The organism is Saccharomonospora amisosensis, assembly GCF_011761185.1.
GTDB classification, from domain to species: Bacteria; Actinomycetota; Actinomycetes; order Mycobacteriales; family Pseudonocardiaceae; genus Saccharomonospora_A; species Saccharomonospora_A amisosensis.
This window is the reverse complement of sequence record NZ_JAAOYM010000001.1, coordinates 2000207-2015924: the sequence shown is the minus strand read 5'-3', so window position 1 is coordinate 2015924 and position 15718 is coordinate 2000207. Positions and strand designations below refer to the sequence as shown.

At 69.7% G+C, this 15718-nt stretch carries 17 protein-coding genes; 2 read left to right on the top strand and 15 right to left on the bottom strand.

Translation table 11 applies throughout. The features are described from left to right. Positions 1-3 precede the first annotated feature (3 nt). Positions 4-828 carry an aminotransferase class IV gene (locus FHU38_RS09840; protein ID WP_167169248.1) on the top strand — a complete coding sequence of 275 codons (825 nt, stop codon included), beginning with the start codon at positions 4-6 and terminating at the stop codon, positions 826-828. A gap of 12 nt (positions 829-840) precedes the next feature. Here FHU38_RS09840 and FHU38_RS09835 read toward each other — a convergent pair whose 3' ends face one another. The 14 genes from FHU38_RS09835 to FHU38_RS09770 all read right to left on the bottom strand — a co-directional run bounded on the left by FHU38_RS09835 (position 841) and on the right by FHU38_RS09770 (position 13890). After that, positions 841-1620 carry an enoyl-CoA hydratase/isomerase family protein gene (locus FHU38_RS09835; protein ID WP_167169245.1) on the bottom strand — a complete coding sequence of 260 codons (780 nt, stop codon included), beginning with the start codon at positions 1618-1620 and terminating at the stop codon, positions 841-843. A gap of 30 nt (positions 1621-1650) precedes the next feature. Continuing rightward, positions 1651-3996: a RelA/SpoT family protein gene (locus tag FHU38_RS09830; protein ID WP_167175874.1), complete on the bottom strand. Its 2346-nt coding sequence runs from the start codon at positions 3994-3996 to the stop codon at positions 1651-1653. Between the two features lie 120 nt (positions 3997-4116). After that, positions 4117-4644, bottom strand: a complete 528-nt coding sequence (locus FHU38_RS09825; protein ID WP_167169242.1) for an adenine phosphoribosyltransferase — start codon at positions 4642-4644, stop codon at positions 4117-4119. Beyond that, on the bottom strand, positions 4641-5825 hold the full coding sequence (secF, locus tag FHU38_RS09820; protein ID WP_243852493.1) for a protein translocase subunit SecF: 1185 nt from the start codon (positions 5823-5825) through the stop codon (positions 4641-4643). The genes FHU38_RS09825 and secF overlap by 4 nt, the downstream gene beginning before the upstream one ends. Positions 5826-5889: 64 nt before the next feature. Next, entirely contained in the window at positions 5890-7653 is a 1764-nt protein-coding gene (gene secD, locus FHU38_RS09815) for a protein translocase subunit SecD (protein ID WP_167169237.1), read from the bottom strand. Positions 7654-7825: 172 nt separating this feature from the next. Further along, positions 7826-8227, bottom strand: coding sequence for a preprotein translocase subunit YajC (gene yajC, locus FHU38_RS09810; protein WP_167169234.1), 402 nt, complete (start codon positions 8225-8227; stop codon positions 7826-7828). 126 nt (positions 8228-8353) lie between these two features. Then, entirely contained in the window at positions 8354-9433 is a 1080-nt protein-coding gene (gene ruvB, locus FHU38_RS09805) for a Holliday junction branch migration DNA helicase RuvB (protein ID WP_167169231.1), read from the bottom strand. A gap of 3 nt (positions 9434-9436) precedes the next feature. Then, a complete protein-coding gene (ruvA, locus tag FHU38_RS09800) occupies positions 9437-10054 on the bottom strand; it encodes a Holliday junction branch migration protein RuvA (protein WP_167169229.1) in 618 nt (205 codons plus the stop codon). After that, positions 10051-10647, bottom strand: coding sequence for a crossover junction endodeoxyribonuclease RuvC (gene ruvC / locus FHU38_RS09795; RefSeq protein ID WP_167169226.1), 597 nt, complete (start codon positions 10645-10647; stop codon positions 10051-10053). The genes ruvA and ruvC overlap by 4 nt, the downstream gene beginning before the upstream one ends. Before the next feature lie 164 nt (positions 10648-10811). After that, the gene (locus tag FHU38_RS09790) at positions 10812-11342 is read right to left on the bottom strand and encodes a DUF4262 domain-containing protein (RefSeq protein WP_167169223.1); all 531 of its coding nucleotides are present in this window, start codon (positions 11340-11342) and stop codon (positions 10812-10814) included. 47 nt (positions 11343-11389) lie between these two features. Beyond that, positions 11390-12139: a YebC/PmpR family DNA-binding transcriptional regulator gene (locus tag FHU38_RS09785; protein WP_167169220.1), complete on the bottom strand. Its 750-nt coding sequence runs from the start codon at positions 12137-12139 to the stop codon at positions 11390-11392. Between the two features lie 16 nt (positions 12140-12155). Further along, positions 12156-12725, bottom strand: a complete 570-nt coding sequence (pdxT, locus tag FHU38_RS09780; protein WP_243852492.1) for a pyridoxal 5'-phosphate synthase glutaminase subunit PdxT — start codon at positions 12723-12725, stop codon at positions 12156-12158. A 125-nt stretch (positions 12726-12850) separates the two neighbouring features. Continuing rightward, positions 12851-13174, bottom strand: coding sequence for an AzlD domain-containing protein (locus tag FHU38_RS09775; RefSeq protein ID WP_167169217.1), 324 nt, complete (start codon positions 13172-13174; stop codon positions 12851-12853). Further along, the gene (locus FHU38_RS09770; protein WP_167169214.1) at positions 13171-13890 is read right to left on the bottom strand and encodes an AzlC family ABC transporter permease; all 720 of its coding nucleotides are present in this window, start codon (positions 13888-13890) and stop codon (positions 13171-13173) included. Before FHU38_RS09770 ends, FHU38_RS09775 begins: the two co-directional genes overlap by 4 nt. 67 nt (positions 13891-13957) lie before the next feature. Here FHU38_RS09770 and FHU38_RS09765 point away from each other — a divergent pair, with 67 nt between their 5' ends. Continuing rightward, a complete protein-coding gene (locus FHU38_RS09765; protein ID WP_167169210.1) occupies positions 13958-14524 on the top strand; it encodes a helix-turn-helix domain-containing protein in 567 nt (188 codons plus the stop codon). Between the two features lie 143 nt (positions 14525-14667). Here FHU38_RS09765 and pdxS read toward each other — a convergent pair whose 3' ends face one another. Next, positions 14668-15582, bottom strand: a complete 915-nt coding sequence (gene pdxS, locus FHU38_RS09760; RefSeq protein WP_167169207.1) for a pyridoxal 5'-phosphate synthase lyase subunit PdxS — start codon at positions 15580-15582, stop codon at positions 14668-14670. Between the last annotated feature and the right edge of the window lie 136 nt (positions 15583-15718).

The window sequence follows — 15718 nt, the reverse complement described above, 5'->3', positions numbered from 1 at the left end:
TCGGTGCGCCTCGCCCACCTCAACGGGTCACCCGCGGCGCCGGAACGGCTCGCGGTGCTGCTGGCGGGCAACTACGGTCACTTCACGTCGATGCTGGTGCGCGACGGCCGCGTGCGCGGCCTCGGCGCGCACCTGGACCGGCTCGCGCACGGCAACCGGGTGCTGTTCGGTACCGACCTCGACGTCGAGGTCGTCCGTGACTATCTGCGGCGGGCGGTCACGGCGGCGGGGGCTCGGACCGGTGCCGTCACCGCGCGAGTCGCGGTGCTCGGCGATCCGGCGGGCGGCTCCACGGAGGTGCTCGTGACGGTCAGGCCGCCGAGCGCGGCGCCTGCCACCGCGGTGCGGCTGCGGTCGGTGCGCCACGAACGGACGCTTCCCGAGGTGAAGCACGTCGGCACGTTCGACCTGCACCACCACGCCAGGCAGGCCAGGCTGGCCGGTTTCGACGACGCGCTGTTCGTGACCGCCCACGGTCGGGTGTCGGAGACGTCGATTCGCAACATCGGGTTCCTCGACAGCGACACTGGCGACACTGGCGGCACTGGCGGCGGGAGCGCCGCCATTGTGTGGCCGGAAGCGCCCGCGCTGGCCGGGGTCACCCAGCGGTTGCTCACCGAGGCGCTCGCCCGCCTCGGCGTGGCCACCCGGACCCGGCCGGTGCCGCTGGCGGACGTGACGAGCATGCGCGGGGCGTTCGTGTGCAACGCGGGCGGCCCGGTCGTGCCCGTCACGGGCATCGACGACATGGCGTTTTCCACCGACACCACCGGTGCCATGTCGATGCTGGCCCAGGCGTACGACTCGACGCCGTACGAACCGGTGTGATCCGCCTGCCGCTCAGCGGTAGGTGAAGCGGGGCGGGCGGCGCTGCAGGAACGCGGCGACGCCCTCGGCGTAGTCCTCCCCGTGGATGGCCTCGCGCCGGATGTGTTCCACCTCGGCGTCGCTTTCCTGCTGCCCGGCGAGGATCTTCTCGATGATGCGGTTCATGCCCCTGATCGAGGCCTGCGAACGCGAACACAGCGTGTGCGCGAACTCCATGGTGGCCGTCTCGAGTTCCTCGGGGGCGAACACGTCGTTGACCAGGCCGATCTCCCTGGCCCTGGTGGCGTCCACGAGCTGCCCCGACAGCAGGAAGTACCGCGCGTTTGCAGGGCCGACCAGCGCGACGAGCGCGCGGGTTGAGGTGAAGTCGTAGACGATGCCGAGCTTGGCCGGGGTGATACCGAACCGGGCGCCGCGCTCGGCGAAGCGGAAATCGCTGGCCACGCTGAGCTGGCAGCCACCACCGATGCAGTTTCCCCTGATCATCGCGACGCTGGGCTTGCGCATCCCCGACAGTGCCCTGACCGCGCCCTCGACGGCCCTGTCGTAGGTCGCCGCGCCTTCGGCCGTCGACCGCAGGTCACCGAACTCGCCGATATCGGCACCCGCGGAGAAGTCGCCGCCCGCGCCCGTCAGCACCAGCACCTTCACACGCGCGTCGGCCTCGACCTCGGCGACGATCTCGGGGATCGCCGACCACATGCTGTAGCTGACGGCGTTCATCTTGTCCGGCCGCGCGAGGGTGAGCCTGGCGACCTCGCCGTGTCGGTCGAACTCGATCCCGTCCGTCATGATCGCCCACCCTAGCGGCGGGCGACAGCCTCAGGCGGCGGAGGTGACCCGGTACACGTCGTAGACGCCCTCGACGTTGCGCACCACCTTGAGCACGTGGCCGAGGTGCTTGGGGTCGCCCATCTCGAAGCTGAACCGGCTGACGGCCACCCGGTCGCGCGAGGTGGTTACCGAGGCCGACAGGATGTTCACCCGCTCGTCGGCGAGCACCTTGGTGATGTCGGACAGCAGCCGGTGCCGGTCCAGCGCCTCCACCTGGATGGCGACGAGGAACACCGACGACTCCGATGGCGCCCACTCCACCTCCACCAGGCGCTCCGGCTGCCGGTGCAGGTCCTCGGCGTTGGTGCAGTCGGTGCGGTGCACGCTCACCCCGCCGCCGCGCGTGACGAAACCCAGGATCTCGTCACCGGGGACCGGGGTGCAGCAGCGCGCCAGCTTGGTCCAGATGTCGCTGTGCCCCTTGACGACGACGCCGACATCGCCGGAGCCACGCCTTCGGGTCACCGTGGAGGGAGTGGCTCGCTCGGCGAGTTCCTCCTCGGCCTCCTCGACACCGCCGATCAACGCCACCAACCGCTGCACGACGTGTTTGGCGCCGGCGTGGCCCTCACCGACCGCCGCGTACAACGAGCTGATGTCGGCGTGCCGAAGCTCCTTGGCCACCGCCCCCATCGAGTCGGCGGACACCAGCCGCTGCAGCGGCAGCCCGACCTTGCGAACCTCCTTGGTGATCGCCTCCTTGCCCGCCTCGATCGCCTCGTCGCGGCGCTCCTTGGCGAACCACTGCCGGATCTTGGCACGCGCCTTCGGCGAACCGGCGAACGACAACCAGTCGCGGCTGGGACCAGCGCCCTCCGCCTTGGAGGTGAAGATCTCGACGACCTCACCGTTCTCCAGCTTGCGCTCCAGTGCGACGAGCCTGCCGTTGACGCGGGCGCCGATACAGCGGTGTCCCACCTCCGTGTGCACCGCGTAGGCGAAGTCCACCGGTGTCGACCCCACCGGTAGCGTCACCACGTCGCCCTTGGGCGTGAAGACGAAGATCTCCCTGGTCGCCAGGTCGTAGCGCAACGACTCGAGGAACTCTCCCGGGTCGGCCGCCTCCCGCTGCCAGTCGAGCAGTTGCCGCATCCACGCCATCTCGTCGATGTCGACGGCGTTGGCGGGGTTGTGCCCGTGGGTGCCCCGGCTTTCCTTGTACCGCCAGTGCGCGGCGATCCCGTACTCGGCGGTGCGGTGCATCTCGTGGGTGCGGATCTGCACCTCGAGCGGTTTGCCGTCCGGACCGATGACCGTGGTGTGCAGCGACTGGTACACGCCGAACCTGGGCTGGGCGATGTAGTCCTTGAACCGGCCCGGCATCGGCTGCCACAGCGCGTGCACGACTCCCATCGCCGCGTAGCAGTCGCGGACGTCCTCCACGAGGATGCGCACACCCACCAGGTCGTGGATGTCGTCAAGGTCGCGGCCGCGCACGATCATCTTCTGGTGGATCGAGTAGTAGTGCTTGGGCCTGCCCTCCACCTTCGCGTTGATCCGTGAGGACTCCAGCTGCTTGGTCAACTCACCGATCACCCACCGCAGGTAGGTGTCGCGAGACGGCGCCCGGTCGGCGACGAGGCGCACGATCTCGTCGTACTTTTTCGGCTGCAGTATCGCGAACGCGAGGTCCTCCAGTTCCCACTTCACCGTCGCCATGCCGAGACGATGAGCGAGCGGAGCGAGCACCTCCAGCGTCTCCTTGGCCTTGCGGGCCTGCTTCTCCGGCGGCAGGAACCGCATGGTGCGCATGTTGTGCAGCCGGTCGGCCAGCTTGATGACCAGCACCCTCGGGTCGCGGGCCATCGCGATGACCATCTTGCGGATGGTCTCGGCCTCCGCCGCGGTGCCCAGCTTCACCTTGTCCAGCTTGGTGACACCGTCCACGAGCTGCGCGACCTTCTCGCCGAAATCGGTGCCAAGCCGATCCAGCGAGTAGCCGGTGTCCTCCACCGTGTCGTGCAGCAGCGCCGCGACCAACGTGGTGGTGTCCATGCCCAGCTCGGCGAGGATCGTCGCCACGGCGAGCGGGTGGGTGATGTAGGGGTCGCCGGACTTGCGGCGCTGGTGGCGGTGCAGCTCCTCCGCCACGTCGTAGGCGCGCTGCAGCAGCGCCATGTCGGCACCGGGATGCAGCTCGCGATGGATGGCGGCCAGCGGTTCGAGCACCTGCTTGACCGAGGCGGGCCGCTGCGCGGTGATCCGGCGGGCAAGCCGGGCCCGCACCCGTCGGGTAGCCGACGGCGCCCGGGTGATGGCGCCGGGTTGGCCGGCTCGCGCGGGCGCGTCGGCGTCAGCCCGGGCTGTGACCACGGAATCGAGTTCCTGGCTCACCCGCACCTCCAGCTCCTCGCGCGGTTCTAGACACCAAGCGTAACGCGAGGGCGGGCCGATCAATGCCCGCGGGCGCCCGAACGGTGGTTCCAACGGGTGGAACGGGACCGCTCGCCGTGGTCACACGGTGCGCAGTGCGTGCACGGGCAAGCCCGGCAGCCGCTCCCTGGCGCCGAGATCGGCGAGTTCGAGCACCACGGCCACACCGGTGACCACCGCGCCCGCGCTGCGCACCAGCTCCGCCGTGGCCGCCACGGTGCCACCGGTGGCCAGCACGTCGTCCACGATTGCCACCCGCTGGCCTTCGTGCACGGAGCCGACGGGCAGTTCCAGCGTGGCCTGCCCGTACTCCAGCGCGTAGTCCACCCGGCCCGCCACGTTCGGCAGCTTGCCCGGCTTGCGCACCAGCGCCACCCCGAGTCGCCGGGCGTATCCGAGCGCCGCGGCGAGCACGAACCCGCGCGCCTCGACGGCGACCAGCCTGTCCACGTCGTAGCCGACGGCCGCACCGAGGGCTTCGATCACCGCGGCGAACGCCTCGGCGTCGCCGAACAGCGGGGTGAGGTCGCGAAACAGCACACCGGGTTCGGGGAAGTCGGGTATCTCCGCGATCAGGTCGAGCGCGGCGTCGAGCGTGGTAGCCGTCACCTTCTGCTCTTGCGCTTCCCGCTCGGGCGGCCGCCGGCTCGCCTTGGTTGGGCCTTCTGATGCCGCACCGGGACGCTGGCCGCGGCCGCGTATGCCTGCTCCTTGCGCAACTCGGTGGCCAGTTGCTCGTCGTCACCCGCGTCGAACTGGTCCTCGCCCTCGGCGGCGGCCAGCTTGCGAGCCTGAGCCGAGCGCCTGGCGTACACGCGCTCGGCCTGCTGCTGGAACCTCGGATCACGCATCTTCAGCCCGACCAGCAGCGGCGTGGCCAGCAGCACCGAGGACAGCACTCCGGCGAGCATGCCGGTGAGCAGCACCAGACCGAGATCCTGCAACGTGCCGGACCCCAGTAGCAGGTAGCCGATCAACAGCAGGCCCAGCACCGGCAGCAGCGCGATGATCGTGGTGTTGATCGATCGCATCAGGGTCTGGTTCAGCGCGAGGTTCGCGGCCTCGGGATAGGTGCGTCTTGTCAGGTTGAGCAGCCCCCTGGTGTTCTCCTTGACCTTGTCGAACACCACGACCGTGTCGTACAGCGAGAAACCAAGGATCGTCAGCAGGCCGATGACGGTGGCGGGGGTGACCTCGAAGCCGACCAGCGAGTACACGCCCGCGGTGACGAGGATGTCGTGCAGCAACGCCACCAACGCGGCGACCGCCATCCACTTCTCGAAGTAGATGACCAAGAAGACCGTCACGAGAACGAGAAACACCGCGAGCGCGATCAGCGCCTGCCGGGAGATCTCCCCGCCCCACGACGCGCTCACGGCGCTGTCGCTGATCACCTGCTGGCTGGGTTGGCCGCTAGCGCCCAGCGGCTGCAACTGCTCGAAGAACGCCTGCTTGACCTTCGCCACCTCAGCGGTGTCCAGCGCGTTGGAGCGCACCTGGATCGCGGCGGCGTCGCCGACACCCACCTGCTGGGCCTCGGAGGCGGGCTCGCCGAGCGCGTCGGCGAAGACCTGCTTGGCCTCGTCAGGGGTGATCTGGCCGTCCGCGCCCCGTGCGGGCAACTGGATCTGGGTGCCGCCCTGGAACTCGATGCCCAGGTTGAAGCCCTTGAATCCCAGCGAGGCGACGCAGACGAGCACGAGCGCGCCGAAGAAGACGAACCAGCGCTTGCGGTGGCCGACGATGTCGAACGCCCCGGTGCCGGTGTACAGCCGCTGCAGCACCGACATCGAACTCTTGGCCGCGGGCCTGCCGCCGGTGGCGTCCGTGGCCTTCGCGTTGTCGTTGTCCACGTCATGCCCCCTTCGCGGCTGAGCCGAGTTTGGCGGTGGAGCGGCGACCAGCTCCGATCTTCTGCACGGCGCCCAGCCCGGAAAGCGATGGACTGGACAACCGTTTCGACCTCGCCACCATGGCCACCAGCGGGTGTGTCACCAGGAACACCACGATGAGGTCGAGCACCGTGGACATCCCGAGGGTGAAGGCGAAACCCTTCACCTCACCCACCGCGAGGATGTAGAGCACCGCGGCTGCCAGGAACAGGATCGCGTCGGAGGCCAGGATCGTGCGGCGGGCCCTGATCCACCCGCGCGGCACGGCCGAGCGGAACGTGCGGCCCTCCCGCATCTCGTCCTTGAGCCGCTCGAAGTAGACCACGAAGGAGTCGGCGGTGACACCGATCGCGACGATGAACCCGGCCACGCCCGCGAGGTCCAGGGTGAAGCCGATCCACCTGCCCAGCAGCACGAGCACCGCGTAGACGATCGCACCGGACAGGATCAGCGAGAGGACCGTCAGTACGCCGAGGATGCGGTAGTAGAACAGCGAGTACACGAACACCAGCGCGATGCCGATCGCGCCCGCGATCAGCCCGGCCTGCAGCGAAGCCAGCCCCAGTGTCGCCGAGACGGTGGTGGCGTCGCTGGACTCGAACGAGAGCGGCAGCGAACCGTACTTGAGTACGTCGGCCAGGTTCTTGGCCTCTTCCTGGCTGAACTGCCCCGTGATCTGGGTGTTGCCCCCGAGGATCGCCTCGGTGATGTTCGGCGCCGACACCACCTTGGTGTCCAGCACGAAAGCCGCGCGCTGGTTGACGTTGGCGGCGGTGAAGTCACCCCAGATCTTGGCGCCCTCGCCGGTGAAGGAAAGGTTGACGACCCAGCCGCCACGCTGGCTGTCGTAGGTCGAGGTGGCGTCGCTGATCTGGGTGCCCTGCAGGAACACCGGACCGAGGACGTACTTCTCGGTGCCGTCCTCGTTGCAGGTCACCAGCGGCCGGTTCGGGTCGTCATTGCCGACGAGTGGGTCCTTGGCACCGCAGTCCAGGCTGGTGAGCGCCTGTTGCTGGGCCTGCTGCGCGGCCAGCGCGGCGGCCTGGTCGGTGGGATCGGCCGGCACCAGCGCGGGGTCCTGCCGCACCTTCTTGGCGGCCTGAATGGCCTTGGCGGTTTCCTCCTGAAGGTTGCCGCCGCCGGTGTCGGTTCCGTCGTCGCCGGGCGGTTGGGTCTGCCGGGTAGCCGGGTCGCCCGCAGCCGCGCCACCACCGTTCTGCCCCGTCGCCGGGGGTTGGCTGGCCTGCTCGCTACCCTGCTGCCCCTGGTCGCCTTGCCCCTGGTCGCTCTGCTCGCCACCCTGCTGGCCGCCTTCAGGTTGCGGCTGCGGCGCGGCGGCTACCCCCGCCGGCTGCGCGGTGATCACCTGACGGAAGCCGAGTTTCGCGGTGCGGCCCAGCGTCTTGGCCTGTTCACCCTCGTCACCGGGGACGGTGATGACGACGTTGCTGCCGTCGAGAATCACCTCCGCGCCGCTGACGCCGATGCCGTTGACCCTCGTCTCGATGATCTGGCGAGCCTGCTGCAACTGCTCCCGGCTCGGCTCGGAGCCGTCCGGGGTGCGCGCGGTCAGGGTGACCCTGGTGCCGCCCTGCAGGTCGATCCCGAGCTTCGGGGTCGGCTTTCCGCCGCCGGTGAAGAAGACCAGCGCGTACAGCGCGACGATGATCAGCAAGAAGAAGGAGAGGTAGCGTCCCGGGCGGATCTGCCCGGCGGGAGGTGCCACGGTCGGTCGGTCTCCTCGGATGTGTAACGGCGGGTCACGAGGTCATGCGCGCATGCCGACCGTCCGGACGGGGACGGGATGCGTACGCAGCACGAGACCCTACTCGCCTGCCGCGTGAATACAGCGTTGCACCCGCGCCGGTGTGTCCGTACCGGCGCGGGTTGGTTCGCCCCTACTTCTTGCCGTGCTCCAGCGGCGGTGCGACCTTGGCGCCACTGGAGCCCTTGTCCTCGGCGGAGGTGTCGTCGGTGACGGAGCTCTCGGCGCTGTCGGTGTCGGTGTCGTCGGCGGAGGAGAGCTCCTCGTCGACGACGGGATTGATGCGCTCGCGCACCGCCTGCCGCAGCCAGGTGGTGACCACGCCCTCCGCGATCTCGAGGTCGATGGTGGTCTCGTCGCTGGCGTCGGCGACGGTGGCGTACAGGCCCGACGTGGTCATCACGCGGTCGCCTTCGGCCAGGCTGTTCTGCAGCTCCTGCTGCTGCGCCATCATCCTCTTCTGCTTACGCGTGCTCATGACCAAAGGAATGGCGACGACGAGCATCAGCAGCAGCGGCAGGAAAAGGCCTTCCATGGTTCTCCATTCGGCGGACGCCGACCCGGTGGGGCGTTACGTCCGAGTTTGTCCGGATGTCTCTCTTCGAGTGTGCCAGGTACGGCCGACAACGCCAGCACCCGTGGCGCGCACCCCGGCATCCGCTCAGTCGAACAGGGTCGGCGTCGCCGCGTCAACCCCGCCGGCCTCGGCGGGCGGCCGCAGCCCGAGGTGCTCCCACGCGGCCGCGGTAGCGACGCGACCACGCGGAGTCCGCGCGAGCATACCCGCCCGCACGAGATACGGCTCACACACCTCCTCCACGGTAGCCGCTTCTTCTCCCACGGCGACCGCCAGCGTGGCGACACCTACCGGTCCGCCGCCGAACGAGCGCACCAGCGCGCCCAGTACCGCGCGGTCCAGCCGGTCGAGGCCGAGTTCGTCGACGTCGTACACCCGCAGCGCGGACCTGACCACGTCAAGGGTGGCGCGGCCGTCGGCGCGCACCTCGGCGTAGTCGCGCACCCGGCGCAACAGCCGGTTGGCGATGCGGGGTGTACCGCGTGACCGCCTCGCCACCTCGGACAGACCGTCGCCGTCGGCCTCGATACCGAGGATGGCCGCCGAACGCGACAGCACCTGCTCCAGTTCCTCGGGACTGTAGAACTCCATCTGGCCGGTGAACCCGAACCGGTCTCGCAGCGGGCCGGTCAGCGCACCGGAGCGGGTCGTGGCTCCGACCAGGGTGAACGGCGCGATCTCCAGCGGGATGCTGGTGGCGCCAGGGCCCTTGCCGACGACGACGTCCACCCGGAAGTCCTCCATCGCCAGGTACAGCATCTCCTCGGCGGGCCTGGCGATGCGGTGGATCTCGTCAATGAACAGCACGTCACCCTCGGTGAGGTTCGACAGCATCGCGGCCAGGTCGCCCGCGCGTTCCAGCGCGGGCCCTGAGGTGATGCGGATGGCGGCGTCCAACTCCGCTGCGATGATCATGGCAAGGCTGGTCTTGCCGAGCCCCGGCGGCCCGGACAACAGCACGTGGTCGGGCGGAACACCGCGTTTTCGGGCGCTTTCCAGCACCAGGTGCAGCTGCTCGCGCACACGGGGCTGCCCAACGAAGTCGGCGAGCCTGCGTGGCCGCAGCGCCGTCTCGACCTCGCGATCGCCGGTCTGCGCCACAGCGGAGAGCGGCGCCGCCTCGGCGCCGAACCGATCGAATTCCGTGGCGGGTTCCTCGGTCATGGGTTACCGCTTCCTGCCGAGGGTCACCAGCGCGGCCCGCAGCAGGCCGGACGTGTCGGCCGCCGCGGTGTCGCCGTGCTCGCCGTCGGCCGCGGTCACCTTGTCCACGGCCTGCTCGGCCTGCCGCGCGGCGAAGCCGAGGCCCACCAGCGCCTCCACCACCTCGGCCCGCACCGCGGTCCGGCCGGGCGTCGCCGCCGTGTGGGCGGCAGGTGGCTCGGTGGCGGTCACCTTGTCGCGCAGTTCCAGCGTGAGCCGCTCAGCGCCCTTGCGCCCGATACCGGGCACCTGGGTGAGCACGGTGATGTCACCGTCGGCGAGCGCGGCGCGCAGCTTGTCCGGATCGAGCACGGCGAGCGCGGCCAGCGCCAGCCGGGGGCCGATACCGGACACCGTCTGCAGCAGCGTGAACAAATCGCGTGCTTGTGCGTCGGCGAAGCCGAACAGGGTGAGCGAGTCCTCCCGCACGACCAGACTCGTGTGCAGGCGTGCCTGTTCGTCCCTGCGCAGCGTCGCCAACGTGGCCGGGGTGGCCTGCACGGTCAGGCCCACCCCGCCGACCTCCACGACCGCGTGATCGAGGCCGATCGACAGCACCTGCCCACGCACCGAGGAGATCATCGGTTCCCTCCCGTGGCCGAATCGCCCGCCCGGTTCCGCCTTGCCGCCGCCGCCAGTTTGGCGCGATGGGCACGGGCCAGCTCCGCCGCCCTGGCCTCGGCCTCGGCCAGCCGGGCACGCATCGGCTCCCGCCACAGGTGGCAGATGGCCAGCGCCAGCGCGTCGGCGGCATCAGCGGGACTCGGCCGCTTCGGCAACTTCAGCAGTCGCGTCACCATAACCGTGACCTGATTCTTGTCGGCGCGTCCCGACCCGGTGACGGCGGCCTTCACCTCGCTGGGGGTGTGGAACACCACCGGCAACCCTCGCCGTGCGGCGCTCAGTGCCACGACACCGCCCGCCTGCGCCGTGCCCATCACGGTGCGGACGTTGTGCTGGCTGAACACCCGCTCCACCGCGACGGCATCCGGCTGGTAGGTGTCCAGCCACTCCTCCACGGTGGCCGATACGCGCAACAGCCTGGTCGCCAGGTCGGAGTCGGCCGGGGTGCGCACCACATCGACGGCGACACACGTGACGGTGCGTCCCAGCCCGCCGTCCACGACGCCGAGGCCACATCGAGTCAGCCCCGGGTCGACACCGAGCACGCGCACCAGCTCTCCCTTTCACGAACACCAGTTCGAGCACGAAGGCTACCGCCCGAGGCCAGGCTCGCACCGGCAGGCGCGCCGCAGCCGCCGACAACGGGTTGGACGGCGCGCGAGCGGCGTCGTGCCACCGGCGGGCGCGCCGGATGTGTGTGAAGGGCGGCGGGCGCTCAGGGCCCGTCGATGCCGGGGGTCCAGCTCTCCGGCGAGCCGCTGACCGTGAGCACCGGCTGCCACTGCCCGAACCCCTCGGGAGCGGCCTCGTCCCACGGCCAGTGGCCATCGGGTGTGGGCACGACGATCTGCAGCGCGGGGAAGTCGCCTTCGGGGTAGACGAGGAACGCACTGCCGAAGAACTCCGGGTAGTGGCCGGGTGCGACCTTCTCGAAGGTCACCGGCACGCCCTCGAAGAAGTCGTGGTAGAGCGCGCCGGGTTGGAATCGCTCGCCGGTGGCCGCCCTGTCCACGTAGGCGTCGAGCAGGACGGTGGCCAGCTCGGTGGGCAACCCCACCACGACAGCCTCGGGGACCTCGTGCATCGCCCACGCGCACACGGTGAACGCGTAGCCCGCACCGTCGTCGTCGGGGGGCACCGTGATCACGGCGTTGCCACGCTGCTGTGCCTGGGCGACGATCCACTCACGCAGTTGCTGCTCGCCGTCGAGGGTGCTTTCGGCGGTCTCGGCTGACACGGGCGACATTCTGCACCATCACCGCCGCCGACCCAAGGAGGCGGACGGTGAGCCGGTCAGCCGACCTCCGCGAGGACGTCGTCGGAGACGTCGAAGTTGGAGTAGACGTTTTGCACGTCGTCGCAGTCCTCCAGCGCTTCGATCAGCCGGAACACCTTCCTGGCGCCCTCGGCGTCGAGCGGCACGTTCACCGAGGGCAGGAAGTTGGCCTCGGCGGACTCGTAGTCGTAGCCCGCGTCCTGCAGCGCCGTGCGAACAGCCACCAGGTCACCGGCCTCGGCGATGATCTCGAAGCTTTCCCCGAGGTCGTTGACCTCCTCCGCGCCCGCGTCCAGCACGGCCATCAGCACGTCGTCCTCGGAAAGCCCGTTCTTCGGCATGATGACCACGCCCTTGCGGTTGAACAGGTACGCGACCGAGCCAGGGTCGGCGAGCGAGCCGCCGTTGCGGGTGAGCGCGGTGCGGACCTCGGACGCCGCCCGGTTCTTGTTGTCGGTGAGGCACTCGATCAGCACCGCGACACCGTTGGGCGCGTAGCCCTCGTAGGTAATGTTCTGCCAGTCGGCCCCGCCAGCTTCCTCGCCGGCGCCACGCTTGCGTGCCCGCTCGATGTTGTCCTGCGGCACGGAGTTCTTCTTGGCCTTCTGGATGGCGTCGTACAGCGTGGGGTTGCCTTCAGGGTCGCCACCGCCGGTGCGCGCGGCGACCTCGATGTTCTTGATCAGTCTCGCGAACAGCTTGCCACGCTTGGCATCGAGGGCGGCCTTCTTGTGCTTGGTGGTGGCCCACTTCGAGTGGCCGCTCATCTCTCCTCCAACTCTCTCACGCGTCTACCTGCGCACCGACCATGCGCACGAACAGCCGGTGCACCCGCTCGTCGCCGGTCAGTTCGGGATGGAATGCCGTGGCCAGCACCGGTCCCTGCCGAACGGCGACGATCCTATCGGCCGCCGCCCGCGTCTTCGGGGTGTCGGGCACCTTGGCCAGCACCTCTACCGAGGCTCCAGCCTTCTCCACCCACGGCGCGCGGATGAAGACGGCGTGCACCGGCCCGTCCTCGATCTCGGAGACCTCGAGGTCGGCCTCGAAGGAGTCGACCTGCCTGCCGAAGGCGTTGCGCCGCACGACGATGTCGAGGCCGTCGAGCTGGTGCTGGTCCGGCCTGCCGTCGAGGACCTGCCTGGCCAGCAGGATCATCCCGGCACACGAACCGAACACCGGCATGCCCGCGCCGATCTGCTCGCGCAGCGGATCGAGCAGCTCGAAGACCTCCAGCAGCCGCGACATCGTGGTGGACTCGCCGCCCGGCAGTACCATCGCGTCCACTTCGGACAATTCCGCGGGCCTGCGTACCTGGCGCGGTGACGCACCGGCACGACCGAGCATCGCCATGTGTTCACGCACGTCGCCCTGCAGGGCAAGCACCCCGATGACCGGTTGCCGCTGGGTCACGCACCTCCACCTTTCCGCGATTCCGCGCTGGTCAAGCCTACTGTGCGGGATCGGGCCCTCCGCGTTCAGGGCACACCGAGCAGCCGCAGCCCCGCGGCTGTCACCCCCGCTGCCAGCACAACGACCACGAACGGCGCTTTCTTCCACGCCAGCAGCCCACCCACGGCCACCCCCGCGGGCCGGGCGTAACCGGCGAACTCACCACCGTCGACCAGGGTGGCGGTGGCGACGACGGCGGCCAGCAGCACCACCGCGGACATCGTGGCCAGCCGCTCCACCCTGGGCGAGAGGGTGATCCTGGTGCGTAGCACGGGACCGGCGAAACGGAACGCGAACGTGCCGACGCCGAGCACCAGCGTCGACACCACCAGGGTGGTGGCCGTGGTCATGACACCACCCGGCTGTCGCTGCCGTCGCTGTTTTCGCTGCTGTTGGCCGGCATCGCGCGAAGGGATACGGCCACCCCCGCCAACGCGAGCAGCACCGGCAGCCCCGAGGGCAGCCACGGCGCGCCCGCGACCGCTATCGCGGCGCCGGTGAGCGCGGCGCGGCGGGTGGCGGTTTCCCGCAGCGAGGGCAGCACCAGAGCCAGCAGTACGGCGGGGAAGGCGGCGTCGAGCCCGAGCGCGTCGGTGTCGGTCACCACCGTGCCCGCGAAGGCGCCGAGCGCCACTCCGAGGTTCCAGCAGCAGAACAGGCCGATGCCGCAGGTCCAGTACGCCGCGCGGCGCCGCTGCCGGTCGCGCTGCGCCAGGGCGAACGCCACGGTTTCGTCGATCATCAGATGACTGCCGACGAGCAGCCTCGCGCGCCCGGTACCGAGGACGTCGCCCACGGCGAAACCGAAGGGCACGTGCCTGGTGTTGATCAGCAGGCCCGCGACCACGGCGGCGATCGGATTGCCGCCGGAGGCCATGATTCCCACGAACACGAACTGCGCCGCCCCCGCGAACACCACGACCGACAGCAGCATCGGCAGCCACAACGGCAGGCCGGAACTGACGGTGATGGTGCCGAACGACACGCCGACGATGCCACCGGTGAGGCACACCAGGGCGATGTCGCGCAGCACCTCCCGATCGAGTGTTCGAAATATCGAACGCATGGTGTTTATACTGAACATCGACGATGCGTTCGTCAAGTCGAACGATGCGACTTATGGAGCGAACGATATGACAGAGTCCCGAGGAGCGGGCGCACCACTCGCCGTGATCGCCGCCTCGCTGCGAAGGGAACGCAAGCGCAGCGGCATGTCACTGGCCGAGGTGGCCCGCAGAGCGGGTATCGCCAAGTCGACGCTGTCGCAGCTGGAGGCAGGAACCGGGAACCCGAGCGTCGAGACGCTGTGGGCACTCGGCGTGGCGCTCGACGTGCCGTTCGCGCGGCTGGTCGACCCGCCGAGGCCGAAGGTCCAGGTGGTGCGCGCGGGCGAGGGCCCCGCGGTGGCGTCCGAACGGGCCGACTACGTGGCGACACTGCTGGCGTCCTGCCCGCCGAACGCGCGCAGGGACATCTACGTGCTCAACGTGCAGCCCGGCACGCCCCGCGAGTCCGACCCGCACATGCCCGGCGTTGTGGAGCACGTCGTGCTCAGCACGGGCAGGGCGCTTGTCGGGGTCTTGGAGGAGCCGGTGGAGCTGTCCCCCAGCGACTACATCGCCTACCCCGGCGACGTGGCGCACGTCTTCCAGGCACTCGAGCCCGACACGACCGCGGTGCTGGTCTCCGAACACGTCTGAGTCCGCGAGTCCCCCGCTCTCGCCCGCGAGTCCCCCGCTCTCGCCCGCGAGTTCTGCGCTCCGGCCCGCGGAGCCGAGCGTGGCAAGGCCCGCCGACGCCGGACCACCGGCCACGCAACCCCGGCGGCCCGGCGTATCGGCTGCTACCAGCCTCGCTCCGCGAGGCGGTGCGGCTGTGGCACGTCGTCGACGTTGATGCCGACCATGGCGTCACCGAGGCCGCGCGACACCTTCGCGATCATGTCCGGGTCGTCGTGGAATGTGGTCGCCTTCACGATGGCCTCCGCACGCTTGGCCGGGTCGCCGGACTTGAAGATGCCGGAGCCGACGAAGACACCCTCCGCGCCGAGTTGCATCATCATCGCGGCGTCGGCAGGCGTGGCGATTCCGCCCGCGGTGAACAGCACCACGGGCAGCTTCCCGGTGGCCGCCACCTCCTTGACCAGCTCGAACGGCGCCTGTAGCTCCTTGGCCGCCACATAGAGCTCGTCTTCCGGCAACGCGGCGAGCTTGCGCAGCTCCGTGCGGATCTGGCGCATGTGCATGGTCGCGTTCGACACGTCGCCGGTGCCTGCCTCGCCCTTGGAACGGATCATGGCGGCACCCTCGTTGATCCGGCGCAACGCCTCACCGAGGTTGGTGGCACCGCACACGAACGGCACGGTGAACGCCCACTTGTCGATGTGGTTGGCGTAGTCGGCGGGCGTGAGCACCTCGGACTCGTCGACATAGTCCACGCCGAGCGCCTGCAGCACCCTGGCCTCGACGAAGTGGCCGATGCGGGCCTTGGCCATCACCGGGATGGACACCGCCGAGATGATGCCCTCGATTAGATCGGGGTCGCTCATCCTCGCCACGCCACCCTGGGCGCGGATGTCGGCGGGCACGCGTTCCAGCGCCATCACCGCGACGGCGCCGGCGTCCTCGGCGATCTTGGCTTGCTCCGGGGTGACGACATCCATGATCACGCCACCCTTGAGCATCTCCGCCATCCCACGCTTCACTCGCGCGGTACCGGTCTCGGGCTGGCTGGAGTTGCTGGGCTGGGCGTCTGACACTGCTGTGGCCTTTCACGAACTGGGATTTCCAAAGTCCAGAGTACGTCCCACGTGGACCGCCGCCCCGGGCCAGTGCGCGACGATTTCGGGAGTCCACTTGTGCGCCCTTGCCGCACAGCCGAATCGGGTGTGTGAT

Bases quoted from the DNA above. Each gene is read 5' to 3' on its own strand.
- pdxT (WP_243852492.1), bottom strand. From the start codon at position 12,725: ATGGCGATGCTCGGTCGTGCCGGTGCGTCACCGCGCCAGGTACGCAGG.
- FHU38_RS09835 (WP_167169245.1), bottom strand. From the start codon at position 1,620: ATGACGGACGGGATCGAGTTCGACCGACACGGCGAGGTCGCCAGGCTC.
- FHU38_RS09790 (WP_167169223.1), bottom strand. From the start codon at position 11,342: ATGTCGCCCGTGTCAGCCGAGACCGCCGAAAGCACCCTCGACGGCGAG.
- yajC (WP_167169234.1), bottom strand. From the start codon at position 8,227: ATGGAAGGCCTTTTCCTGCCGCTGCTGCTGATGCTCGTCGTCGCCATT.
- FHU38_RS09775 (WP_167169217.1), bottom strand. From the start codon at position 13,174: ATGACCACGGCCACCACCCTGGTGGTGTCGACGCTGGTGCTCGGCGTC.
- secF (WP_243852493.1), bottom strand. From the start codon at position 5,825: ATGTCGGTGCTGCAGCGGCTGTACACCGGCACCGGGGCGTTCGACATC.
- FHU38_RS09765 (WP_167169210.1), top strand. From the start codon at position 13,958: ATGACAGAGTCCCGAGGAGCGGGCGCACCACTCGCCGTGATCGCCGCC.
- ruvB (WP_167169231.1), bottom strand. From the start codon at position 9,433: ATGACCGAGGAACCCGCCACGGAATTCGATCGGTTCGGCGCCGAGGCG.
- FHU38_RS09785 (WP_167169220.1), bottom strand. From the start codon at position 12,139: ATGAGCGGCCACTCGAAGTGGGCCACCACCAAGCACAAGAAGGCCGCC.
- ruvA (WP_167169229.1), bottom strand. From the start codon at position 10,054: ATGATCTCCTCGGTGCGTGGGCAGGTGCTGTCGATCGGCCTCGATCAC.
- FHU38_RS09770 (WP_167169214.1), bottom strand. From the start codon at position 13,890: ATGCGTTCGATATTTCGAACACTCGATCGGGAGGTGCTGCGCGACATC.